General features: G+C 50.8%; 19 protein-coding genes, 1 tRNA gene and 2 pseudogenes. 14 read left to right on the forward strand and 8 right to left on the reverse strand.

The genetic code is table 11. The annotated features are described in order from the left end of the window. Positions 1-74: 74 nt before the first annotated feature. Together bglA and I6L54_RS05955 are read right to left on the reverse strand one after the other, a co-directional pair. Positions 75-1,508 (reverse strand): 6-phospho-beta-glucosidase BglA, encoded by a 1,434-nt coding sequence (gene bglA / locus I6L54_RS05950; RefSeq protein ID WP_040232131.1) that lies wholly within the window; start codon positions 1,506-1,508, stop codon positions 75-77. Between the two features lie 120 nt (positions 1,509-1,628). Beyond that, on the reverse strand, positions 1,629-2,357 hold the full coding sequence (locus tag I6L54_RS05955) for a MurR/RpiR family transcriptional regulator (protein ID WP_003838265.1): 729 nt from the start codon (positions 2,355-2,357) through the stop codon (positions 1,629-1,631). Between the two features lie 52 nt (positions 2,358-2,409). On the opposite strand from I6L54_RS05955, the gene yqfB reads away from it, so the two are divergent. After that, a complete protein-coding gene (yqfB, locus tag I6L54_RS05960; RefSeq protein WP_040232132.1) occupies positions 2,410-2,721 on the forward strand; it encodes a N(4)-acetylcytidine aminohydrolase in 312 nt (103 codons plus the stop codon). A gap of 163 nt (positions 2,722-2,884) precedes the next feature. Continuing rightward, the gene (trhA, locus tag I6L54_RS05965; protein ID WP_003838267.1) at positions 2,885-3,544 is read left to right on the forward strand and encodes a PAQR family membrane homeostasis protein TrhA; all 660 of its coding nucleotides are present in this window, start codon (positions 2,885-2,887) and stop codon (positions 3,542-3,544) included. Positions 3,545-3,635: 91 nt separating this feature from the next. Here the strand turns inward: trhA and ygfZ are convergent, their stop codons facing one another. Next, a complete protein-coding gene (gene ygfZ, locus I6L54_RS05970) occupies positions 3,636-4,616 on the reverse strand; it encodes a tRNA-modifying protein YgfZ (protein ID WP_005123350.1) in 981 nt (326 codons plus the stop codon). A gap of 255 nt (positions 4,617-4,871) precedes the next feature. Between ygfZ and sdhE the strand changes: the two genes are divergently transcribed. Together sdhE and I6L54_RS05980 are read left to right on the forward strand one after the other, a co-directional pair. Next, positions 4,872-5,138 carry an FAD assembly factor SdhE gene (gene sdhE / locus I6L54_RS05975; RefSeq protein ID WP_005123351.1) on the forward strand — a complete coding sequence of 89 codons (267 nt, stop codon included), beginning with the start codon at positions 4,872-4,874 and terminating at the stop codon, positions 5,136-5,138. Beyond that, the gene (locus tag I6L54_RS05980; RefSeq protein WP_005123352.1) at positions 5,119-5,526 is read left to right on the forward strand and encodes a protein YgfX; all 408 of its coding nucleotides are present in this window, start codon (positions 5,119-5,121) and stop codon (positions 5,524-5,526) included. Before sdhE ends, I6L54_RS05980 begins: the two co-directional genes overlap by 20 nt. Before the next feature lie 91 nt (positions 5,527-5,617). Here the strand turns inward: I6L54_RS05980 and fldB are convergent, their stop codons facing one another. Further along, positions 5,618-6,139: a flavodoxin FldB gene (gene fldB / locus I6L54_RS05985; protein ID WP_040232135.1), complete on the reverse strand. Its 522-nt coding sequence runs from the start codon at positions 6,137-6,139 to the stop codon at positions 5,618-5,620. A 113-nt stretch (positions 6,140-6,252) separates the two neighbouring features. Here fldB and xerD point away from each other — a divergent pair, with 113 nt between their 5' ends. The 5 genes from xerD (at position 6,253) to lysS (ending at position 12,342) form a co-directional block, all read left to right on the forward strand. Further along, positions 6,253-7,149, forward strand: coding sequence for a site-specific tyrosine recombinase XerD (gene xerD, locus I6L54_RS05990; protein WP_005123354.1), 897 nt, complete (start codon positions 6,253-6,255; stop codon positions 7,147-7,149). Positions 7,150-7,172: 23 nt separating this feature from the next. Further along, positions 7,173-7,886 carry a bifunctional protein-disulfide isomerase/oxidoreductase DsbC gene (gene dsbC, locus I6L54_RS05995; RefSeq protein WP_040232137.1) on the forward strand — a complete coding sequence of 238 codons (714 nt, stop codon included), beginning with the start codon at positions 7,173-7,175 and terminating at the stop codon, positions 7,884-7,886. Positions 7,887-7,891: 5 nt separating this feature from the next. After that, positions 7,892-9,625 (forward strand): single-stranded-DNA-specific exonuclease RecJ, encoded by a 1,734-nt coding sequence (recJ, locus tag I6L54_RS06000; RefSeq protein WP_005123356.1) that lies wholly within the window; start codon positions 7,892-7,894, stop codon positions 9,623-9,625. Positions 9,626-9,716: 91 nt separating this feature from the next. After that, a protein-coding gene (gene prfB, locus I6L54_RS06005; protein ID WP_096878465.1) for a peptide chain release factor 2 occupies positions 9,717-10,815 on the forward strand; the annotation gives its coding sequence in 2 pieces (ribosomal slippage) (positions 9,717-9,791 and positions 9,793-10,815; 1,098 coding nt in all). Positions 10,816-10,824: 9 nt separating this feature from the next. Beyond that, positions 10,825-12,342: a lysine--tRNA ligase gene (gene lysS, locus I6L54_RS06010; protein ID WP_005123357.1), complete on the forward strand. Its 1,518-nt coding sequence runs from the start codon at positions 10,825-10,827 to the stop codon at positions 12,340-12,342. Between the two features lie 100 nt (positions 12,343-12,442). Here the strand turns inward: lysS and idi are convergent, their stop codons facing one another. Both idi and I6L54_RS06020 read right to left on the reverse strand, forming a co-directional pair. Continuing rightward, positions 12,443-12,991 carry an isopentenyl-diphosphate Delta-isomerase gene (gene idi, locus I6L54_RS06015; protein ID WP_005123358.1) on the reverse strand — a complete coding sequence of 183 codons (549 nt, stop codon included), beginning with the start codon at positions 12,989-12,991 and terminating at the stop codon, positions 12,443-12,445. A gap of 53 nt (positions 12,992-13,044) precedes the next feature. Then, positions 13,045-13,271, reverse strand: a pseudogene (locus I6L54_RS06020) (DUF554 family protein); the annotation flags it as partial. Positions 13,272-13,273: 2 nt separating this feature from the next. Between I6L54_RS06020 and I6L54_RS24220 the strand changes: the two are divergent. From I6L54_RS24220 to I6L54_RS06035, 4 genes and pseudogenes are all read left to right on the forward strand, one after another. Further along, positions 13,274-13,532 (forward strand): annotated as a pseudogene (locus I6L54_RS24220) (LysR family transcriptional regulator); the annotation flags it as partial. Positions 13,533-13,621: 89 nt separating this feature from the next. Further along, positions 13,622-14,344: an amidase activator ActS gene (gene actS, locus I6L54_RS06025; RefSeq protein WP_040232139.1), complete on the forward strand. Its 723-nt coding sequence runs from the start codon at positions 13,622-13,624 to the stop codon at positions 14,342-14,344. 80 nt (positions 14,345-14,424) lie between these two features. Beyond that, positions 14,425-14,498, forward strand: a tRNA-Gly gene (locus I6L54_RS06030). 447 nt (positions 14,499-14,945) lie between these two features. Then, a complete protein-coding gene (locus tag I6L54_RS06035) occupies positions 14,946-15,341 on the forward strand; it encodes a superinfection immunity protein (protein ID WP_082031738.1) in 396 nt (131 codons plus the stop codon). A gap of 17 nt (positions 15,342-15,358) precedes the next feature. Here the strand turns inward: I6L54_RS06035 and I6L54_RS06040 are convergent, their stop codons facing one another. Both I6L54_RS06040 and I6L54_RS06045 read right to left on the reverse strand, forming a co-directional pair. Further along, entirely contained in the window at positions 15,359-15,502 is a 144-nt protein-coding gene (locus tag I6L54_RS06040; RefSeq protein ID WP_338079054.1) for a hypothetical protein, read from the reverse strand. Between the two features lie 441 nt (positions 15,503-15,943). After that, positions 15,944-16,480, reverse strand: coding sequence for a GNAT family N-acetyltransferase (locus I6L54_RS06045; protein WP_005123363.1), 537 nt, complete (start codon positions 16,478-16,480; stop codon positions 15,944-15,946). 848 nt (positions 16,481-17,328) lie between these two features. Here I6L54_RS06045 and pgaA point away from each other — a divergent pair. After that, the gene (gene pgaA, locus I6L54_RS06050) at positions 17,329-19,791 is read left to right on the forward strand and encodes a poly-beta-1,6 N-acetyl-D-glucosamine export porin PgaA (protein WP_040232142.1); all 2,463 of its coding nucleotides are present in this window, start codon (positions 17,329-17,331) and stop codon (positions 19,789-19,791) included. Positions 19,792-19,794: the final 3 nt, after the last annotated feature.

The raw sequence follows: 19,794 nt of genomic DNA on the forward strand, positions 1-19,794 counted from the left end.
GGCGTAAACGCCTGATCCGGCCTACAGATGAAGTCTCCGTAGGCCGGATCAGCGCAGCGCCATCCGGCAAAAAATCACAGATTCTCGCCGTTGCTGGCAATCACCTCTTTGTACCAGTCAAAACTCTTCTTTCGTGAACGCGACATATCGCCGGTGCCGTCGTCATGTTTGTTCACGTAGATAAAGCCGTAACGTTTGCTGTACTGACCGGTGGTAAACGATACGCAGTCGATGCAGCCCCATGGCGTGTAGCCCATCAGGTCTACGCCATCATAGGTCACCGCTTTCATCATTTCTTCGATGTGGGCGCGCAGATAGTCGATGCGATAGTCGTCGTTGATGCTGCCGTCTTCTTCCACTTTGTCATAAGCGCCAAACCCGTTTTCAACGATAAACAGCGGCTTCTGGTAGCGTTCATACAGCTCACATAAAGCATAGCGCAGACCGACAGGATCAATCTGCCAGCCCCAGTCGGATGCTTTGACGTGCGGGTTCGGTACGCTACCCTCAAAGCCGGAAATCGCATCACCGCTGCCGCCTTCTGCTTTTACTGCGTTAGTCATGTAATAGCTGAAGCCGAGATAGTCGCAGGTTCCTTCGCGCAGGATTTGCTCATCGCCGGCCTCCATTCGGATGTTGAATTCGCGGCGTTCCCACTCGTTCAGTACATATGATGGATAGTAGCCGCGCAGCTGAACGTCAGTGAAAACGTAGCGCTCACGCATCGATTCCTGCGCGAACATCACATCTTCAGGCTTACAGGAGAACGGGTACAGTGGCACCATCGCCAGCATGCAGCCGACTTTCATTTCCGGGTTGATGCGACGTGCCGCCTTTACCGCCAGCGCGCTGGCCACGAACTGGTGGTGCAGCACCTGGTACATAGTCTCTTCCGGGTTTTTATGCTCGGTATACACCACGCCGGAGCAGCAATAACCAAACAGCGGTGCGCGCCAGTTACGCTGGTTGTTGATCTCATTGAAGGTCATCCAGTATTTGACCTTGTGCTTATAGCGCTCAAAAACGACTTCAGCAAAACGGACAAAGAAATCGACGACTTTACGATTGGTCCAGCTACCGTACTGTTGAACCAGGTTCAGCGGCATTTCAAAGTGGGAAAGGGTGATGACTGGTTCAATGTTGTACTTCAGCAGTTCATCGAACATGTCGTCGTAGAACTTTAGCCCTTCTTCATTCGGTTGGGTTTCGTCCCCTTTGGGGAAGATACGGGTCCAGGCGATTGAGGTACGGAAGCATTTGAATCCCATCTCGGCAAACAGCTTGATGTCTTCTTTGTAATGACTGTAAAAATCGACAGCTTCGTGGTTGGGGTAGTACTTACCGGACTCAACTTCCTGAGTGATTTCTCGCGGAACGCCGTGTGCCCCACCGGTCAGGACGTCGCAAATGCTGGGGCCTTTGCCACCTTTGTTCCAGCCGCCTTCAACCTGATGCGCCGCCACCGCGCCGCCCCATAAAAAATCGTTTGGTAAGGTAAGTTTTTTCATCTGCGCTCAGTCTCAAATTAATACAATCTGATTTTGAGTCTAACAAAGGAAAGATAAATGTCACGATATAACAAAATAGCGTAAATGTGATTTGTTACATCAAAAAAACAGATTGTTTTTTTACGCTATTCTTTTCGCCAGCTTGCGGCCGAGTGATTCCAGAATATAAATAACAGGGATTTGCGTGGTAATATCATAGACCCCCGCTATGCGGGTTTGCGGTACGTGCCAGGAGAGGTTAAAGTCGGCCAGCTTCGCCAGACGAGAGTGTTCATGGCTGGTGACCGACAGAACCTTACAGTTGTGCAGGCTGAACTGACTGGCAAAGCGCAGGATCTCTTCTGTTTCACCAGAAACGGAAAGCACGATCGCCAGCGCGTTCCTGGCCATATCGTTGGTTACCGGGAAATAAGGATCATCAATGTGATTACTGAATTTACCGACGTTTGAGAAAAAACGTGCGCCATATTTCGCCAGCGCTCCAGACGTTCCCGCTCCGACGAATATAATACGTTCGGACGATAATATAATATCAACAGCCTGATCGAGCAGTTTATCGAACTCGTCGTTATTGACGCCTTTAAAGAAACTGATAATTTCGCTGGCACCGAAATTAGCCTGTTGCGGTTCATTCTGCTCTAAATATAATTTGAAGCGTACGCGAAATTCTGAGTAACCTTCACACTTAAGCTTGCGGCAAAAGCGCAGTACGGTGGTAGTGGAAACGCCCACGGCATCAGCCAGTTCGCGAATGGTCATGTACATGACTTTGTCACGGTTTTTGATGACATAGTTGTAGACCAGCATCTCAAGATTGTTGAGACTGGCGATGGCAGCGTGGGAGAACATACTCACAATGGCAAAACTCACTCATCAGACTTCATCTACAGGGAATAATAACATGCAGCCAAATGACATCACTTTTTTTCAGCGTTTCCAGGATGACATTCTGGCCGGACGCAAAACCATCACCATTCGTGACGAGTCCGAATCACACTTCAAAGCCGGGGACATTCTGCGGGTCGGACGCTTTGAAGATGAGGGTTACTTCTGCACGATTGAGGTTGTTGGTACCTCAACCGTCACGCTGGATACGCTAACGGATAAACATGCCCAGCAGGAAAACATGACGCTTGAAGAACTTAAACAGGTGATTGCCGAGATTTACCCGGATCAAACGCAATTTTATGTGATTGATTTTAAATGCCTTTAACTTTACAGGTACAGCTGTTAGCTGAAATGTAAAATATAATTATATGATTTTAATTAATTATTTTATTTTTGATAAATATTTTAGCTAACAGGTGTTCACTGGAACTATTCTCAGTTACGCTAGAGACGCAATAACGAAAGTGTTCGTTTCTGGGGAGTAACTTATGGTTCAGAAGCCATTAATCGCGCAGGGATATTCGCTGGCAGAGGAAATAGCCAACAGCATCAGCCATGGTATCGGGTTGGTGTTTGGGATTGTCGGACTGGTGCTGTTGCTGGTTCAGGCAGTGGATACCAACGCCAGCGCTATGGCCATTACCAGCTATAGCCTGTACGGCGGCAGCATGATCCTGCTGTTCCTTGCCTCAACCTTGTATCATGCGATCCCCCATCAGAGAGCGAAAATCTGGCTGAAAAAATTCGACCATTGCGCGATTTATCTGCTGATTGCCGGGACCTACACGCCGTTTCTGCTGGTGGGGCTGGATTCGCCGCTGGCACGCGGACTGATGATTGTTATCTGGAGCCTGGCGCTAATCGGTATTTTATTCAAACTGACTATTGCGCACCGCTTTAAGGTTCTGTCGCTGGTAACCTACCTGACAATGGGCTGGCTATCGCTGATTGTGGTGTATCAACTGGCGGTTAAACTGGCGGCGGGTGGTGTGACGTTGCTGGCCGTTGGCGGCGTCGTGTATTCGCTGGGCGTAATTTTCTACGTCTGTAAGCGCATTCCCTACAACCACGCGATCTGGCATGGATTTGTGCTGGGTGGCAGCGTTTGCCACTTCCTGGCGATTTATTTGTATGTTGGACAGGCGTAACCCTTGATGCCGGATGGCGGCTAACGCCTTATCCGGCCTACAAAATGTGCCTGTAGGCCGGATAAGCGTAGCGCTATCCGGCGTTAATCTTTTACTCTTCCAGTGAATACGGCAGCGGCACAATATGCAGCGTTTTCGCATCATCACGCACGCGGAACACGCTGTCTGCTTCCATATCGTTATTCATCACGACCTGTACTAACACCTGACCATCGGCCAGCTGCACGGCAGCAAGAACGGTACCGGTACGACGCCAGTTCTCACCCATTTTTAGTTCCAGATCTTCACCCGCTTCTGGTACCCGGCTGGCAGTACCCGCCAGGGTCCACATTGCGCGCTTATTGGCACCGCGAAATTTTGCGCGGGCAACCATTTCCTGGCCGGTGTAACAGCCTTTTTTGAAGCTAATACCCCCCAGAGCCTGAAGGTTAGTGGCCTGAGGAATAAACTGACCGCTGTTGGCGGTGTCGATCACCGGGATACCTGCTTCGATATCCAGCGCCAGCCACTGTTGGCTGTTATTTAACTCAGCTTCACCACGCAGTTTCTCTGTAATCATCTCAGCTGTTGCGACATCAACGATCAGCAGGAAGCGTTCAGATGGATGCTCGAACCACAGAAGGGTGGAAGCGCCGTGGGTAACGACCTGCTTATCGCTGGTTGGCAGTTCGCTAAAGAGATTAGCTAGTGCAGCACGCGCCTGGAAGCCCGCCACGCCCAGCAGGACACGCTCGTCATCCGGGGCAATCACGACCTTCGAGAAGACGGCGTATTTTTTCAGTTCGGTCAATTGGGCATCACGCAGGCTACGGCGTTCAAGCCAGGCAAAACCATCAGCCTGACGGAAGAGGCGCAGGTTGCTCCACATTTTACCTTTGGCATCGCAGTGAGCTGCCAGCAGGTGTTGCTGTTCGGTCATCTGGCTGACATCAGCGGTGACCTGGCCCTGGATGTACTTTTCACTGTCGACACCGGTAATGATGGCGAGAGCCCAGTCGTCGAGCGTCATTAGCGTCAGAGGCAAACGTGCCGACGCAAACGGCTGGCGAGGAGGAAACGATGTAAAAGCCATAATAATGTCCTGATTTGCTTAACGCGGTAATAATGACTAATGGTAAAAGAGCTATGGGCTATTGCAAGCGGTTTAAACATCCTGTTTGTGCCTTATATTAAGCTTTGCGAGGAGACATCCAAAAAAGTGAACCCTTTGACTTAATGTGGTTTTATTTAGCGATCGCGCTTCCGTTTACTGATATTCCCGTAAAAGAGCGTGAAAAACACGTTACAATAGCCGGATACTTCGTTTTCGCGAGACAGGGAAAAGAACATGGATATTAACAACAAAGCACGTATTCATTGGGCATGCCGCCGCGGTATGCGTGAACTGGATATCTCTATCATGCCGTTTTTCGAACATGAGTATGACAACTTAAGTGACGAAGAAAAACGCATCTTTATCCGTCTGCTGGAATGTGATGATCCAGACTTATTTAACTGGTTGATGAATCATGGGAAACCGGCTGATGAGCAGCTGGAGCAGATGGTGCGACTCATCCAGACACGGAATCGGGAACGTGGTCCAGTGGCAATCTGATTTACGCGTTTCATGGCGCGCACAGTGGCTCTCTCTGCTCATTCATGGGCTGGTTGCGGTATTCATTTTATTGATGCCCTGGCCATTGAGCTACACTCCATTATGGTTGGTTCTGCTCTCTCTGGTGGTGTTTGATAGCGTACGCAGTCAGCGTCGCATTAACGCTTGTCAGGGAGATATTAGACTGTTAATGGACGGTCGCCTGCGCTGGCAGGGGCAGGAGTGGTCTATCGTTTGTACACCCTGGATGATTAAAACGGGCATGATGCTGCGTTTGCGTTCCGATGCGGGAAAACGTCAGCATTTGTGGCTGGCAGCGGACAGCATGGATGACGCAGAGTGGCGGGATTTGCGGCGGTTAATGCTGCAACAGGCGAAGCAGGGTTAACGCCGGCAAATGACTGATGGCGAGCAGCTACGGTTTAGCGCGCTATGTAAGCCGGAGAAAGCATTCACGCCGTCATCCGGCAACACAGTTATCAGGACCAGTGTTCGGCCATTTCACCGAGAATTTGCTCACACCATGCCTGGATACGTTCATCGCTGAGGTCGTATTGGTTAGTTTCATCCAGTGCTAAACCGACAAACAACTGCCCATCGGCAATCACGGGTTTATCACTGGTGAATTCATAACCTTCTGTTGGCCAGTAACCGACAAACTTAACGCCTTTGGTGACCAGTTTATCATGCAGCATACCCAGTGCATCAAGGAACCACTCACCGTACCCCAGTTGATCGCCCATGCCGTAAAGCGCGACAATCTTGCCTTCCAGGTTGAGGTTGTCCAGTTGATCCCAGACCACTTCCCAGTCTTCCTGAATTTCACCGAAATCCCAGGTTGGAATACCCAAAATGAGCACATCATACTGCTCCATTAGAGCCGGGGAATCATCCTTGAGATTGTGCAGTGTCACCAGTTCGGGACCCAGGATATCGCGGATTTTTTCTGCTGCCATTTCGGTGTAGCAGGTGCTGGAACCGTAAAAAAGACCCATGTTCATGACGTAAACATCTCAATTCTGCTGTAGCGTTGCGGGTAGTGTAACAGAATCGCCGCAATCCCGGCACAATGAGGCATAATGCATCAAAAATGAGAGTGGAATAAGGGGCGCGAGTGGAACAGGATCTGGCGCGCATCGAGCAGTTTCTTGATGCACTGTGGCTGGAACGAAATCTGGCAGAGAACACGTTAAGTGCGTATCGTCGCGATCTGACAATGCTTGTTGAATGGTTGCACCATCGTGGCATTTCACTGGCGACGGCGCAAAGCGATGATTTGCAGGCATTGCTGGCTGAGCGGATGGATGGCGGGTATAAAGCCACCAGTTCAGCACGTTTGCTCAGTGCCATGCGGCGTTTTTTTCAGCATCTTTACGGCGAAAAATTTCGCGAAGACGATCCAAGCGCCTCGCTTGCTTCACCTAAACTTCCGCAGCGTTTGCCAAAAGATCTCAGCGAAGCGCAGGTAGAACGGCTGCTGCAGGCTCCGCTTATTGACCAACCGCTTGAGCTACGCGACAAAGCGATGCTGGAGGTTTTGTACGCTACGGGGTTGCGCGTATCAGAGTTGGTGGGGCTGACGATGAGCGATATTAGTCTGCGCCAGGGCGTTGTGCGGGTGATTGGTAAAGGCAACAAAGAGCGGCTTGTGCCGTTGGGCGAAGAAGCCGTGTACTGGCTGGAAACATACCTGGAACACGGTCGTCCGTGGTTGCTCAACGGCGTATCGATTGACGTACTGTTTCCCAGCCAGCGTGCGCAGCAGATGACCCGTCAGACTTTCTGGCATCGTATTAAACACTATGCTGTGTTAGCAGGGATCGACAGCGAGAAACTGTCACCGCACGTATTGCGGCATGCTTTTGCCACGCATCTGCTCAATCACGGCGCTGACCTGCGCGTGGTGCAGATGCTGCTGGGGCATAGCGATCTCTCGACTACGCAGATTTATACACATGTCGCAACGGAGCGCTTGCGTCAACTACATCAACAGCATCACCCACGAGCGTGAGTGCTGACAGTAAAGGATAGGTTATGAAGAAACGTTTTATGATGCTCACCCTGCTGGCCACAGCGTTTTCAGGCATGGTGCATGCAGACGATGCAGCTATTCGCCAGTCATTAGCGAAGCTGGGCGTGCAGAGCACCGAAATTCAACCTGCTCCGGTTGCGGGCATGAAAACCGTACTGACCAATAGCGGTGTGCTGTACGTGACTGAAGACGGCAAGCATATTATTCAGGGGCCGATGTATGACGTAAGTGGCGTAAGCCCGGTGAATGTCACTAATCAACTGCTGATGAAGCATCTGAATGCGTTGGAAAAAGAGATGATCGTCTACAAAGCGCCGCAAGAAAAACACGTCATCACCGTTTTCACCGACATCACCTGTGGCTACTGCCACAAGCTGCATGAAGAGATGAAAGACTACAATGCGTTAGGGATCACCGTCCGTTATCTGGCCTTCCCTCGACAAGGGCTGGAAAGCCAGGCGGAGCAGGACATGAAGTCTATCTGGTGTGCGAAGGACAAAAACAAAGCCTTTGACGATGCAATGGCGGGCAAAGACGTGAAAGCGGCGACCTGTGATGTGGATATCGCGAATCATTATGCACTGGGCGTGCAGTTTGGCGTCAGTGGCACACCGGCGATTGTCCTGAGCAACGGCTATGTTGTTCCGGGCTATCAGGGGCCGAAAGAGATGAAAGAATTCCTCGACGCACACGAAAAACAGACCAGCGGTAAATAATTCGCGTGAAACAACAGATACAACTCCGTCGGCGCGAAGCCGACGAGACAGCCGAACTGCCAGCGGATTTGCCTCCCTTGTTGCGTCGTTTGTACGCTGGTCGTGGCGTGCGCAATGCGCAGGAGCTTGAACGTAGCGTGAAAGGGATGTTGCCGTGGCAGCATTTGAACGGCGTCGAAAAAGCGGTTGAGATCCTCTATAACGCCTTTCGCGAAGGAACCCGCATCATTGTGGTGGGGGATTTCGATGCCGATGGTGCGACCAGCACGGCGCTGAGCATCCTGGCGATGCGTGCGTTGGGCTGCAGCAACGTTGACTACCTGGTGCCTAATCGTTTTGAAGACGGCTATGGTTTAAGCCCGGAAGTGGTGGATCAGGCCTATGCCCGGGGCGCTCAGCTGATCGTTACTGTGGACAACGGTATCTCGTCCCACGCGGGCGTTGAACATGCCCGAACGTTGGGGATCCCGGTCGTTGTGACCGATCACCACCTGCCCGGTGACACGCTGCCGGGCGCAGAGGCTATCATCAACCCTAACCTGCCCGACTGTGAATTCCCGTCGAAATCGCTGGCAGGCGTTGGTGTGGCCTTCTACCTGATGCTGGCGTTGCGCACCTTCCTGCGTGACAAAGGCTGGTTTGATGAACGCGGCATTGCACCGCCGAACCTGGCCGATTTGCTTGATCTGGTTGCTTTGGGCACAGTAGCAGACGTGGTGCCGCTGGATGCCAATAACCGTATCCTGACGTGGCAAGGTTTAAGCCGCATTCGTGCTGGAAAGTGCCGCCCTGGCATTAAAGCGCTGCTGGAGATTTCCAATCGTGACCCGCTCAAACTGGCCGCCAGTGATTTAGGTTTTGCGCTTGGCCCTCGGCTGAACGCGGCAGGTCGTCTGGATGATATGTCCGTCGGCGTGGCGCTGCTGCTGTGCGACAACATTGGTGAAGCGCGTATGCTGGCCAATGAACTGGATGCTCTCAACCAGACGCGAAAAGAGATTGAACAGGGTATGCAGGCAGAAGCACTGGCCCTGTGTGAAAAACTGGAGCGCAGTAGTGACACACTCCCGGGGGGCCTGGCGATGTATCATCCCGAATGGCACCAGGGGGTGGTCGGCATTCTGGCATCGCGTATTAAAGAGCGTTTCCATCGTCCGGTAATCGCCTTTGCTCCTGCGGGGGATGGCACCTTAAAAGGTTCCGGACGTTCGATCCAGGGACTGCATATGCGTGATGTGCTGGAGCGTCTGGACACGCTTTATCCCGGCATGATCATTAAGTTTGGTGGACATGCGATGGCAGCAGGTCTGTCGCTGGAAGAAGCGCAGTTCGAGCATTTCCAGCAGCGTTTTGGCGAACTGGTAACCGAGTGGCTTGACCCCGCTTTATTACAGGGTGAGGTAGTCTCTGATGGTCCGCTGAGTGTGGCAGAGATGACCATGGAGGTCGCGCAAATGCTGCGCGATGCCGGTCCGTGGGGACAAATGTTCCCGGAGCCGCTGTTTGACGGGCACTTCCGACTGCTTCAGCAGCGCCTGGTCGGTGAGCGTCACTTGAAAGTGATGGTGGAGCCTGTTGGCGGCGGCCCACTGCTGGACGGAATTGCGTTTAATGTCGATACCACCTGCTGGCCGGATAACGGTGTTCGCGAAGTTCAGCTTGCCTACAAACTGGATATTAACGAGTTTCGTGGCAACCGCAGCCTGCAGATTATTATCGATAATATCTGGCCAGTTTGACGAATTTAGTGTGTATAAAATTGAGCCGGGATCCGGTACAATCCCGCTCTTATCACCGCATTTTGACTAGTCCAATAAAAGAAATCAGACCATGTTTGAAATTAATCCGGTAAATAACCGCATTCAGGACCTCACGGAGCGCTCAGACGTTCTTAGGGGGTATCTTTGACTATGATGCCAAGAAAGAGCGTCTGGAAGAAGTAAACGCCGAGCTGGAACAGCCGGACGTGTGGAACGAACCCGAACGCGCTCAGGCGCTGGGTAAAGAACGTTCTTCCCTTGAGGCCATCGTTGATACGCTCGATCAGATGAGCCAGGGCCTGGAAGATGTCTCCGGCCTGCTGGAACTGGCTGTAGAAGCCGACGACGAAGAAACCTTTAACGAAGCCGTAGCAGAACTCGATACGCTGGAAGATAAGCTGGCCCAGCTGGAATTCCGTCGTATGTTCTCCGGTGAATATGACAGCGCGGATTGCTATCTCGATATTCAGGCTGGCTCCGGCGGTACCGAAGCGCAGGATTGGGCCAGCATGCTGATGCGTATGTATCTGCGTTGGGCTGAAGCGCGCGGCTTTAAGACCGAAATTATTGAAGAGTCTGAAGGTGAAGTGGCGGGTATTAAATCCGTGACCATCAGAATCGCTGGAGAATATGCTTACGGTTGGTTGCGCACGGAAACTGGTGTACATCGTCTGGTACGTAAGAGCCCGTTCGATTCCGGCGGCCGTCGCCATACGTCGTTCAGTTCTGCGTTTGTCTATCCGGAAGTTGACGATGATATCGATATCGATATCAACCCAGCGGATCTGCGTATTGACGTTTACCGCGCCTCGGGTGCGGGCGGTCAGCACGTTAACCGTACGGAATCTGCGGTGCGTATTACCCACATCCCGACCGGGATTGTGACGCAGTGCCAGAACGACCGTTCCCAGCACAAGAACAAAGACCAGGCCATGAAGCAGATGAAAGCGAAGCTTTATGAACTGGAAATGCAGAAGAAGAATGCCGAGAAACAGGCGATGGAAGACACCAAGTCAGATATCGGCTGGGGTAGCCAGATTCGTTCTTATGTCCTTGATGACTCCCGCATCAAAGATCTGCGTACCGGGGTTGAAACCCGTAACACGCAGGCGGTGCTGGATGGCAGCCTGGATCAATTTATCGAAGCAAGTTTGAAAGCAGGGTTATGAGGAACCAACATGTCTGAACAACACGTACAGGGCGCTGACGCGGTAGCCGACCTTAACAATGAACTGAAAACGCGCCGTGAGAAGCTGGCGAGCCTGCGTGAGCAGGGGATCCCGTTCCCGAACGATTTCCGTCGCGATCATACCTCAGACCAACTGCACGCTGACTTCGACGCGAAAGAAAACGAAGAGCTGGAAGCGCTGAACATTGAGGTATCCGTTGCTGGCCGCATGATGACCCGTCGTATTATGGGTAAAGCATCATTCGTTACGCTGCAGGATGTTGGCGGCCGTATTCAGCTGTACGTTGCTCGCGATGACCTGCCGGAAGGCGTCTACAACGAGCAGTTCAAAAAATGGGATCTGGGCGATATCCTCGGCGCGAAAGGTAAGTTGTTCAAGACCAAGACCGGTGAGCTGTCTATCCACTGCACCGAACTGCGTCTGCTGACCAAAGCCCTGCGTCCGCTGCCGGATAAATTCCATGGTCTGCAGGATCAGGAAGCGCGCTATCGCCAGCGTTACCTGGATCTCATCTCTAACGATGAATCCCGCAACACCTTTAAAGTGCGTTCACAGATCATGGCGGGTATCCGTCAGTTCATGGTGGGCCGTGGCTTTATGGAAGTTGAAACCCCGATGATGCAGGTGATCCCCGGCGGTGCGGCAGCACGTCCGTTCATCACCCACCATAACGCGCTGGATCTGGACATGTACCTGCGTATTGCGCCGGAACTGTACCTCAAGCGTCTGGTGGTGGGCGGTTTCGAACGCGTATTTGAAATTAACCGTAACTTCCGTAATGAAGGCATCTCTGTTCGCCATAACCCAGAGTTCACCATGATGGAACTCTACATGGCTTATGCGGACTACAAAGATCTGATCGAACTGACTGAATCTCTGTTCCGTACGTTGGCGCAGAACGTTCTGGGAACGACTGAAGTGCCTTACGGTGAAGAAGTCTTCGACTTCGGTAAGCCGTTTGAAAAACTGACCATGCGCGAAGCGATTCAGAAATACCGTCCGGAAACCAACATGGCCGATCTGGATAACTTCGACTCTGCAAAAGCGATTGCTGAATCTATCGGCATCAAAGTTGAGAAGAGCTGGGGTCTGGGTCGTATTGTGACCGAGATCTTTGAAGAAGTTGCAGAAGCGCACCTGATTCAACCAACCTTCATTACCGAGTATCCGGCAGAGGTTTCTCCGCTGGCGCGTCGTAATGATGAAAACCCGGAAATCACCGATCGCTTCGAATTCTTCATCGGCGGACGTGAGATCGGTAACGGCTTCAGCGAGCTGAACGATGCCGAAGATCAGGCGCAGCGTTTCCAGGATCAGGTTAACGCCAAAGATGCGGGTGATGACGAAGCGATGTTCTACGACGAAGACTACGTTACCGCTCTGGAACACGGTTTACCGCCGACTGCGGGCCTGGGTATTGGTATCGACCGTATGGTTATGCTGTTCACCAACAGCCACACCATCCGCGATGTGATCCTGTTCCCGGCAATGCGTCCGGTTAAGTAAGATGTGAACTGCCGGATGGCGGCTGATGCCTTGTCCGGCCTACGGGGAAGACTATTCGTAGGCCGGATAAAACGCGTTTGCGTTGTCATCCGGCAATTAATTAATGGCCGCTGGAAAATGCGCGCAACAATTTTCGCGCCTTATCGTCTGAAACCTGCATTACCATCCATGGGCTGAAGGCCCACGGTGTAGCGTCAATCCCGCATAACACATCCTCAAGATTGCTCCACCGATAATCCATCACTTCCTCCGCATTCGGCTGCAGCGTGCTGATTAGCTGTGCGGCATATACCGGACAAACTTCATTTTCCACAATTCCACTCGGATCTGCTGCGCAATAGCGAAAATCCGCGTATACGGGCGTGAGTGCGCGAATATCAGCACCCAACTCGAAGCGGGCGCGACGGATAATAGCATCTTCAGTTGTTTCCCCTGATTGTGGATGACCGCACACCGAGTTTGTCCAGACACCTGGCCAGGCTTTTTTGTGCAGTGAACGACGGGTAACTAACAGCTGGCCCTGGTCGTTAAAAATCCAACAGGAAAACGCGAGATGTAGAGGGGTATTGTGGGTGTGGGCGGCATACTTCTCGAGTATACCTGAAGGTATATCTTGCTCATCCAGCAAAACGACATGTTCCCCGGCCATGACAACTCCTGAAAAGAAAAAATAACCCGGTACAAACCCGCCGGGTCATGTACTCAGGCCACTAGGGTAGCCCATAAATGGGACAAAGGCATTATCAAAACAAGCCCTGGCAGCATGTTGGCGACCGGAAATAGTTTAATGTTGCAGATGCGCAATCCGGTCGCGACCATTAGCAATCCGCCATCATGTCTGGGGCGATCATCGGCAGAATAACCACTGCCAGCATCGCCAGCGCGACCTGGATAATAATTTGCGGGATAGCAATGGTCATCACCGTGTAACTCTGGTGTGAACGCCTGGATGATCATGCATATCCACTGCCGGGGTGATCCTCGACTGGCTGGAGTCCGGCCTGGAAGCCGCGGCATTGCTACCCTCTTCAGAAGTCGACGCGGATAAATTCGGCCAGTGCTATGTGGTGGATGTATTCCCTTCGCCATAAATATTTTATCCGACGCTAGTGAAATTACCGTCCATGCCTGATTTACCCGCGCTGATGGATATTATTGCGCAGGGATATCCGTTTAATACACCAGGTTGAACCGAAGCGATTGGGGATCGTCCGGCTGGCTGGTATGATAATTGCCTCTGGTTTGGAGGTGAACGTTCGTGTTTAGTGCAGAATGTCTGATGAGTAAACGCTTTTCTATCTTGATAATGTTTGTGGGCAGCCTGATCGTTGCAGGATGTTCCAGTTCATCTAATTCCGGCTCTACGTATACCGTGAAGCGTGGTGACACGCTGTACGCGATTTCGCGCTCTACCGGTACCAGCGTCAGGGATCTCGCCCGTCTCAACAATATATCTCCTCCCTATACCATCGAAGTAGGGCAAAGGCTGAAGCTTAGCGGTAGCACGAAAACCAGCCCGACTTCCGGCAAGACCACCACAAAATCTTCCACAAAAACAGCGGCAGTCAGACCGTCGTCCTCCGTACCGCAGTCATCCTGGCCGCCGGTGGGACAACGCTGCTGGTTGTGGCCAGCCAGCGGAAAAGTGATCCTGCCTTATTCAACGGCGGATGGCGGCAACAAGGGTATTGATATCTCAGCTGCGCGCGGCACACCGGTTTATGCGGCGGGGGCAGGGAAGGTAGTATATGTCGGCAACCAGTTGCGGGGCTATGGCAACCTCATCATGATTAAGCACAGCGAGGATTACATTACCGCTTATGCGCATAATGATACGCTACTGGTGAACAACGGGCAGAGCGTGAAGGCTGGGCAGAAAATTGCCACCATGGGTAGTACAGATGCGGCATCTGTACGCCTGCATTTCCAGATTCGCTATCGTGCAACGGCGATTGATCCGCTGCGTTATTTACCGCCGCAGGGGAGTAAACCTAAGTGCTAAAAGGCTATTTTATCAGCAGTTAGCATAGTTTGGGCTTGTCAGAGGGTGCGTAAGGTCTATAATGACCCACGCACCTCTTCGCGGGCGTAGTTCAATGGTAGAACGAGAGCTTCCCAAGCTCTATACGAGGGTTCGATTCCCTTCGCCCGCTCCAATTTCCTGATAAATCAACAAGTTATGATTTATCAGTTAGTAACGTTTACCCCACCTTAGCAGGTACAACTTAAACTACCCATTGTTCTACGCCCGCACCGGCCTAAGTTTTGGACAGCTCAAAAAAGGTAGCAGTACCCCAAATTCTTTTTAAACCTTCTTCATAGTGTCTGATCTGGCAAATGGTTGAGGGTAACAAAATGTCCAATACCAAACCTTAAATTATTGCCAGGAGATTTGATGCGCCGGAGTGGTTTATCATGAACGCTGCTATCCAATCTATCTGTTACAACATTTCTTAACACCCTGAAATTCGTAACACACCCTTGAAACGTTCACGACTATCCTCTCAAAGCCTGTAGCCACATCATCAGCAAATGATGCTGTTGCAACTAAGAGAAATTAAGTAAGCTAATACTTGATAACATAATTTGACGAGATTTTTTGGATGAACGATTATTCTTCGCTTAATGGATTTATGTTTCTTGCTGTACTGCTGGTTCTTTATCTCATCCCATCTGTTATTGCTTACAGAAGATGGCACAGAAACTTTAAGCCTATTTTTGCTTTAAATATCTTCCTTGGCTGGACCTTTCTTGGTTGGTTAGTCTGTTTGGTTTGGTCTCTCTCATCAAATACTCAACCTAAAAAAGTTGCGGAGAACGAGACTCAAAATATAGCCAAGAAATTCTTCTTAGTCAGTGCTGAGACCAAAGAACGAATTCAGGGGTTTTATACTGATGAAGGCTTATTGAAGTTTATCGATGAAAAAGGATTTTCTGTAGATAAAGTGAACAAAAACTCTGAAGGTGGTATGGATTTTCTCGTAATACTGCCTGACTAAGTCGGGCATTGTGCCATTTACTTTTCGCTGTCCGAGGTGGAGAACGTGCGAGAGTACGGGCAGGACTGCGAGCGCGTCACCAGCGTAAACAGGTAAATGCTGTTTTCATAAGTGCAAAGACGCTTCCCTCCCTGTAATTCCTGTTCGTCTGGGTTGCTCATGGTTATTTTTCCTGCATGAGCCGCCAGCGGCAGCAGGACCAGCACAAAAAGTAAAATTTTCTTCAAAGTAGTAGTCTCAATAGTCGCGTTGCGATTTGCATAGCAAAATCGTAAACGGTCATCAGTAGTCGATAGTCTGGAATACGTCTTCAATATCTTTTCCATAATCCCGCAGTATGCCAGCGTAACAGCCTGTGAGCTATGCCCTTACCCCACGTTTCAGAGCATGGTAGCCCTGGTTCTTGCGGGGCTGTGGGCTGCAATGCGAAGATTTAGCATATCACCTCTATTCAGGTGGCCAAATTCAGTAAACCACTTCAGTGCTGGAAATCCTCCCGAATGCGCAAAAAGGCACTTTCGTAAAGGAAGATGGCGAGTAGCTGGTAGATAAAGCAGGTAAACGACTGAAATAAGTATTAAGGGGGGGGCCTCCGTTTTCCCTCAAAGTATCACGCCAGTATCGGGCGGCAGTGTGCTGTTACCTTCACCCAGATTACGTTGTAGCAATACGGTATCGAGCCAACGACCATGCTTGAAGCCAATATTCTTTAGCGTGCCGACCTCCGTAAATCCGACCTGTTGGTGGACTTTCAGCGATCCCTGATTATTGCTGTCGCCGACGATGGCAATCATCTGTCGGTAGCCGTGTATTTCTGCCCATGTAATAACATGGTGTAGTAGCGCTTTGCCCGCGCCCTGACGTTGTGCTGTCGGATCAATATAAATCGAGTCTTCGAGCGTATAACGATAGGCATAGCGTTCACGGTAGCGGGTGAGATAACAGTAACCGATGACTTTTTCGTCCTGCAGGGCCACAACCCACGGCAACCCCAGCTCGCGGATCTTAGTCAGGCGAACAAGCATTTCGCGAGTATCTGGCGGGTCAGTCTCAAAGCTGGCCGTCCCGTGAAGAACATGATGTGCGTAGATAGTATGGATAGCGGGGATGTGCTTTTCTTCTGCGTTAACGATTTTCATTGACCAGCTCCCAGCTCCCATTGGCGTCTTTTGCCAGATTACCTGAAAGAATGCGCAAAGGGTAAGCGTAAAAGCTTATGGTTCAATGGACATCATTCAATAGTATTAGGCTTGTATTTTGTAAGGGTAAAAATTGATTGTCGTTGATATCGCCAATAATTTAACAAATAGATAAGTACAGTTTTGCGGAATGATAAATACACCAGGGCGTAGTGGAATTAACAATTACCTGTGGTCGTTCATTGAGGTATTCCACAATGCCATTTTTGGTAGGTGATAAACTTACTGTTCATAAAGCCCTTTAGTTTCATTTTGTTATATCTTTATCTAATTCTTTTTGCCTGGTGTCATGTTGCCCATTTAACCCTGAAACTTAGCCGTTTAAAATTAACTGATGTTATTTATAGTGTTATCAGTTACTGTTAATTATCAGTTTTTTCCTGTCAATTTTCAAAATGCTTATCAGGCAAACAGTTACCTGGTGTTTCTATATTTGCTGATAATAGTTATCATCGTTACGTGGTTTCGTCACGGAAACTTAATCTAAATCCAGTATTCGATCCCAAGAGTATTAGGATAATTTGGTTTAAAATACTTTTTTTGCCTAAGAGTTTTCTTATAACATAGCAAGACCCCACACTGAGTGATAAAATTCCTGAGCTTTCGCCAGCCTCTCAACGACGAGTGGACGAGTCACAGGGAGTCAATAAGGCGAAAGAATTAAATGATTTTTAGCCATATTACGAAATAAGCGGCAGTGCACTTTACATGGTCGGCAACCGTCAGGGAATGACTATAACTTATTGAAAACGCTTATTTTTACTATGATGTAAGATATAAGGGCAGATATGTTCAGTATGCGTCGACATGCCAACTTTATTAAACGCTTCAAGTCAGTAACCTGTTTATTTACGGCAAGCGTTCTTTTCCCAATGCAAGCCTCTGCAGCAGTATCAGATTATGATGCGTTGATTATTGAAGCGCGAGGTGGTAATAGCACACCGCTATTGCGCTACCTTGAGGAGCAGGGAAAGAAAAGTGCGTTAACGCCAAATCAGGTGGCTGGCTGGCTGCAGGTATCCAGTTGGGTTGATAACAACGATAAAGCAACCATTGATATCTGGCAAAGGTATCATGGGCAGATGGAAGTGCCCGCACGTGGCAAAGTGGCCGCTGCACGTGCGTACCGCAATCAGAAGAGCTGGAATGAATCATTAGCCCTCTGGGAAAGCGTTGTACAGGAAGAGCCTGAAAACGCCGATGTGCGTACTGGCTGGATCATGACGCTGGCGGATGCACGTTACAATCAGCAGGCCCTGACTGAAGCGAATAAATGGGCACGCGCGCATCCGGGGGCTGAATCTGATGCACTGCTTGCCTATGTGTATCATTCACAGGGTAAAAACTGGGATGCGCTGTTAGTCGCCAGCGAGGCGGATGAAGTCGATCCGGGTAACAAAAATGCGAAATCCACGCTGTTGTCAGCGCTGTCAGCCAACCGTGTAGCTGAACCGGCGTTGGGGCTGACGGAAGTGGTTCCGACATCTGATCCCGTTAAGCGGCGTCTGGCGCTTGATGCTGCAGCCGAAAAGGTGCGCGCTTCTTATACCTCTGCACGAAATGAAGATGAGCGTTTTATCGTGGCGGATAAAGCGCTTGCTCGCTATGACCAGTTGCTGGCAGCCTGGAAAGATGATCCCGCAGCCCAGGGCGATGTGCGTCGGGCGAGAATTGACCGCATGGGCGCCCTGCTGGTGCGTAAGCGTACTGCCGACGTGATTCAGGAGTACGAATCCCTTTCAGCGGACGGTAAAGTGCCCAACTATGCCAAACGTTGGGTGGCTTCGGCGTGGCTCAGCGAACGTCAGCCGGAAAAGACCGAAGCAATGCTGACGAGCATCTATTACCCGAACGGACCTATCCCTGTGACGCCGCTCAGTCCTGAAGATCAACAGGATCTGTTCTATGCGCATATTGATAATGAAAACTTTGATGCCGCTAGAAAACAAGTCGATGACTTGATCAAAGAGAGCCCGTACCTGCGCCGTATCTATGGCTCGCCAACGCCACAGCCTAACGATAACTGGCTGCTCGGGCAGACGCTGCTGACGCAATATCATCTTGCTGCCAATGAACTGCCAGAGGCAGAAAAACTCTCAGAACATCTGGCACGAACGGGGTCCGGTAACCAGGGGCTGCGCATAACTTATGCCTCCGTTTTGGAAGCCCGTGGATTGCCACATGCGGCGGAAAAAGAGCTAAAGCTTGCGGAAGTGATTGAGCCCAGCAACCTGGAGCTGGAGCGTCAGCAGGCCTATGTGGCGCTGGATCTTCAGGAGTGGAAGCAGGCCGACGAGCTGACCGATGATGTCATCGTCCGTAGCCCGGATGATGAAGCGACCCTGCGTCTGGCGCGTATTCGTGATGTGCACAAAATGTCGGAATTGCGTATCAGCGGTACGCAGGGGATTTCCTCCGATAGTCCGGTCAGCGGTAAGAATGACTTTAACATCAATACTGCGATTTACAGCCCGCCGATTAATGACAACTGGCGACTGTTTACCGGTTTCAACTTTGCCACCGGCGAGTTTGAAGAAGGAAAAGGCATCAGCCGCGATCTGGCGGCTGGTGCTGAATGGACTTCACGTGATTACTGGGCCGAAATGGAACTGTCTGGCCGTAATTATGGCGACGGGCAGAAAATGGGGGGCCGTCTTTCAGCCTGGCATGACTTCAATGATAACTGGCGTGTGGGTGGGTCAGCAGAGCGTCTTTCCCGCAATACGCCACTGCGTGCGCTGCGTAGCGGCGTATATGCAAACGGCGGCGATATGTATGTCCGCTGGTACCAAAACGAACGGCGAGAGTATCAATTGTCGTTTGCAGCCTCACATTTCTCGGATGGTAACGATCGTATCGAATACGGGCTTAGCGGAAAAGAGCGTATGTGGACGACACCGCGCTTCACGCTGGACTTTACCCCGGGTATCGGCGGTAGCACCAACACCAAAGAGAATGTGCCGTATTACAACCCCAAAAGTGATTTCTCCGTGGTACCTGGCTTAACCGCGGAGCAGGTGCTTTACCGACACTATGACACCGTGTGGACACAGCAGGGAGTGGCTGGCGTGGGCGGCTACTGGCAACAAGGTGAAGACGCGGGGGCTATCGTCCAGTTGGGTTACGGTCAACGGCTTAAATGGAACAACGTCGTAGATGGCGGGGTGATGCTGGTGTGGGATAAACGCCCCTACGACGGTAAACGTGAGCGGAATATCTCCCTCGCTTTCGATTTGAATGTCAGGTTTTAAGGA

The sequence above is a fragment of the Citrobacter pasteurii genome (assembly GCF_019047765.1).
GTDB classification, from domain to species: domain Bacteria; phylum Pseudomonadota; class Gammaproteobacteria; order Enterobacterales; family Enterobacteriaceae; genus Citrobacter; species Citrobacter pasteurii.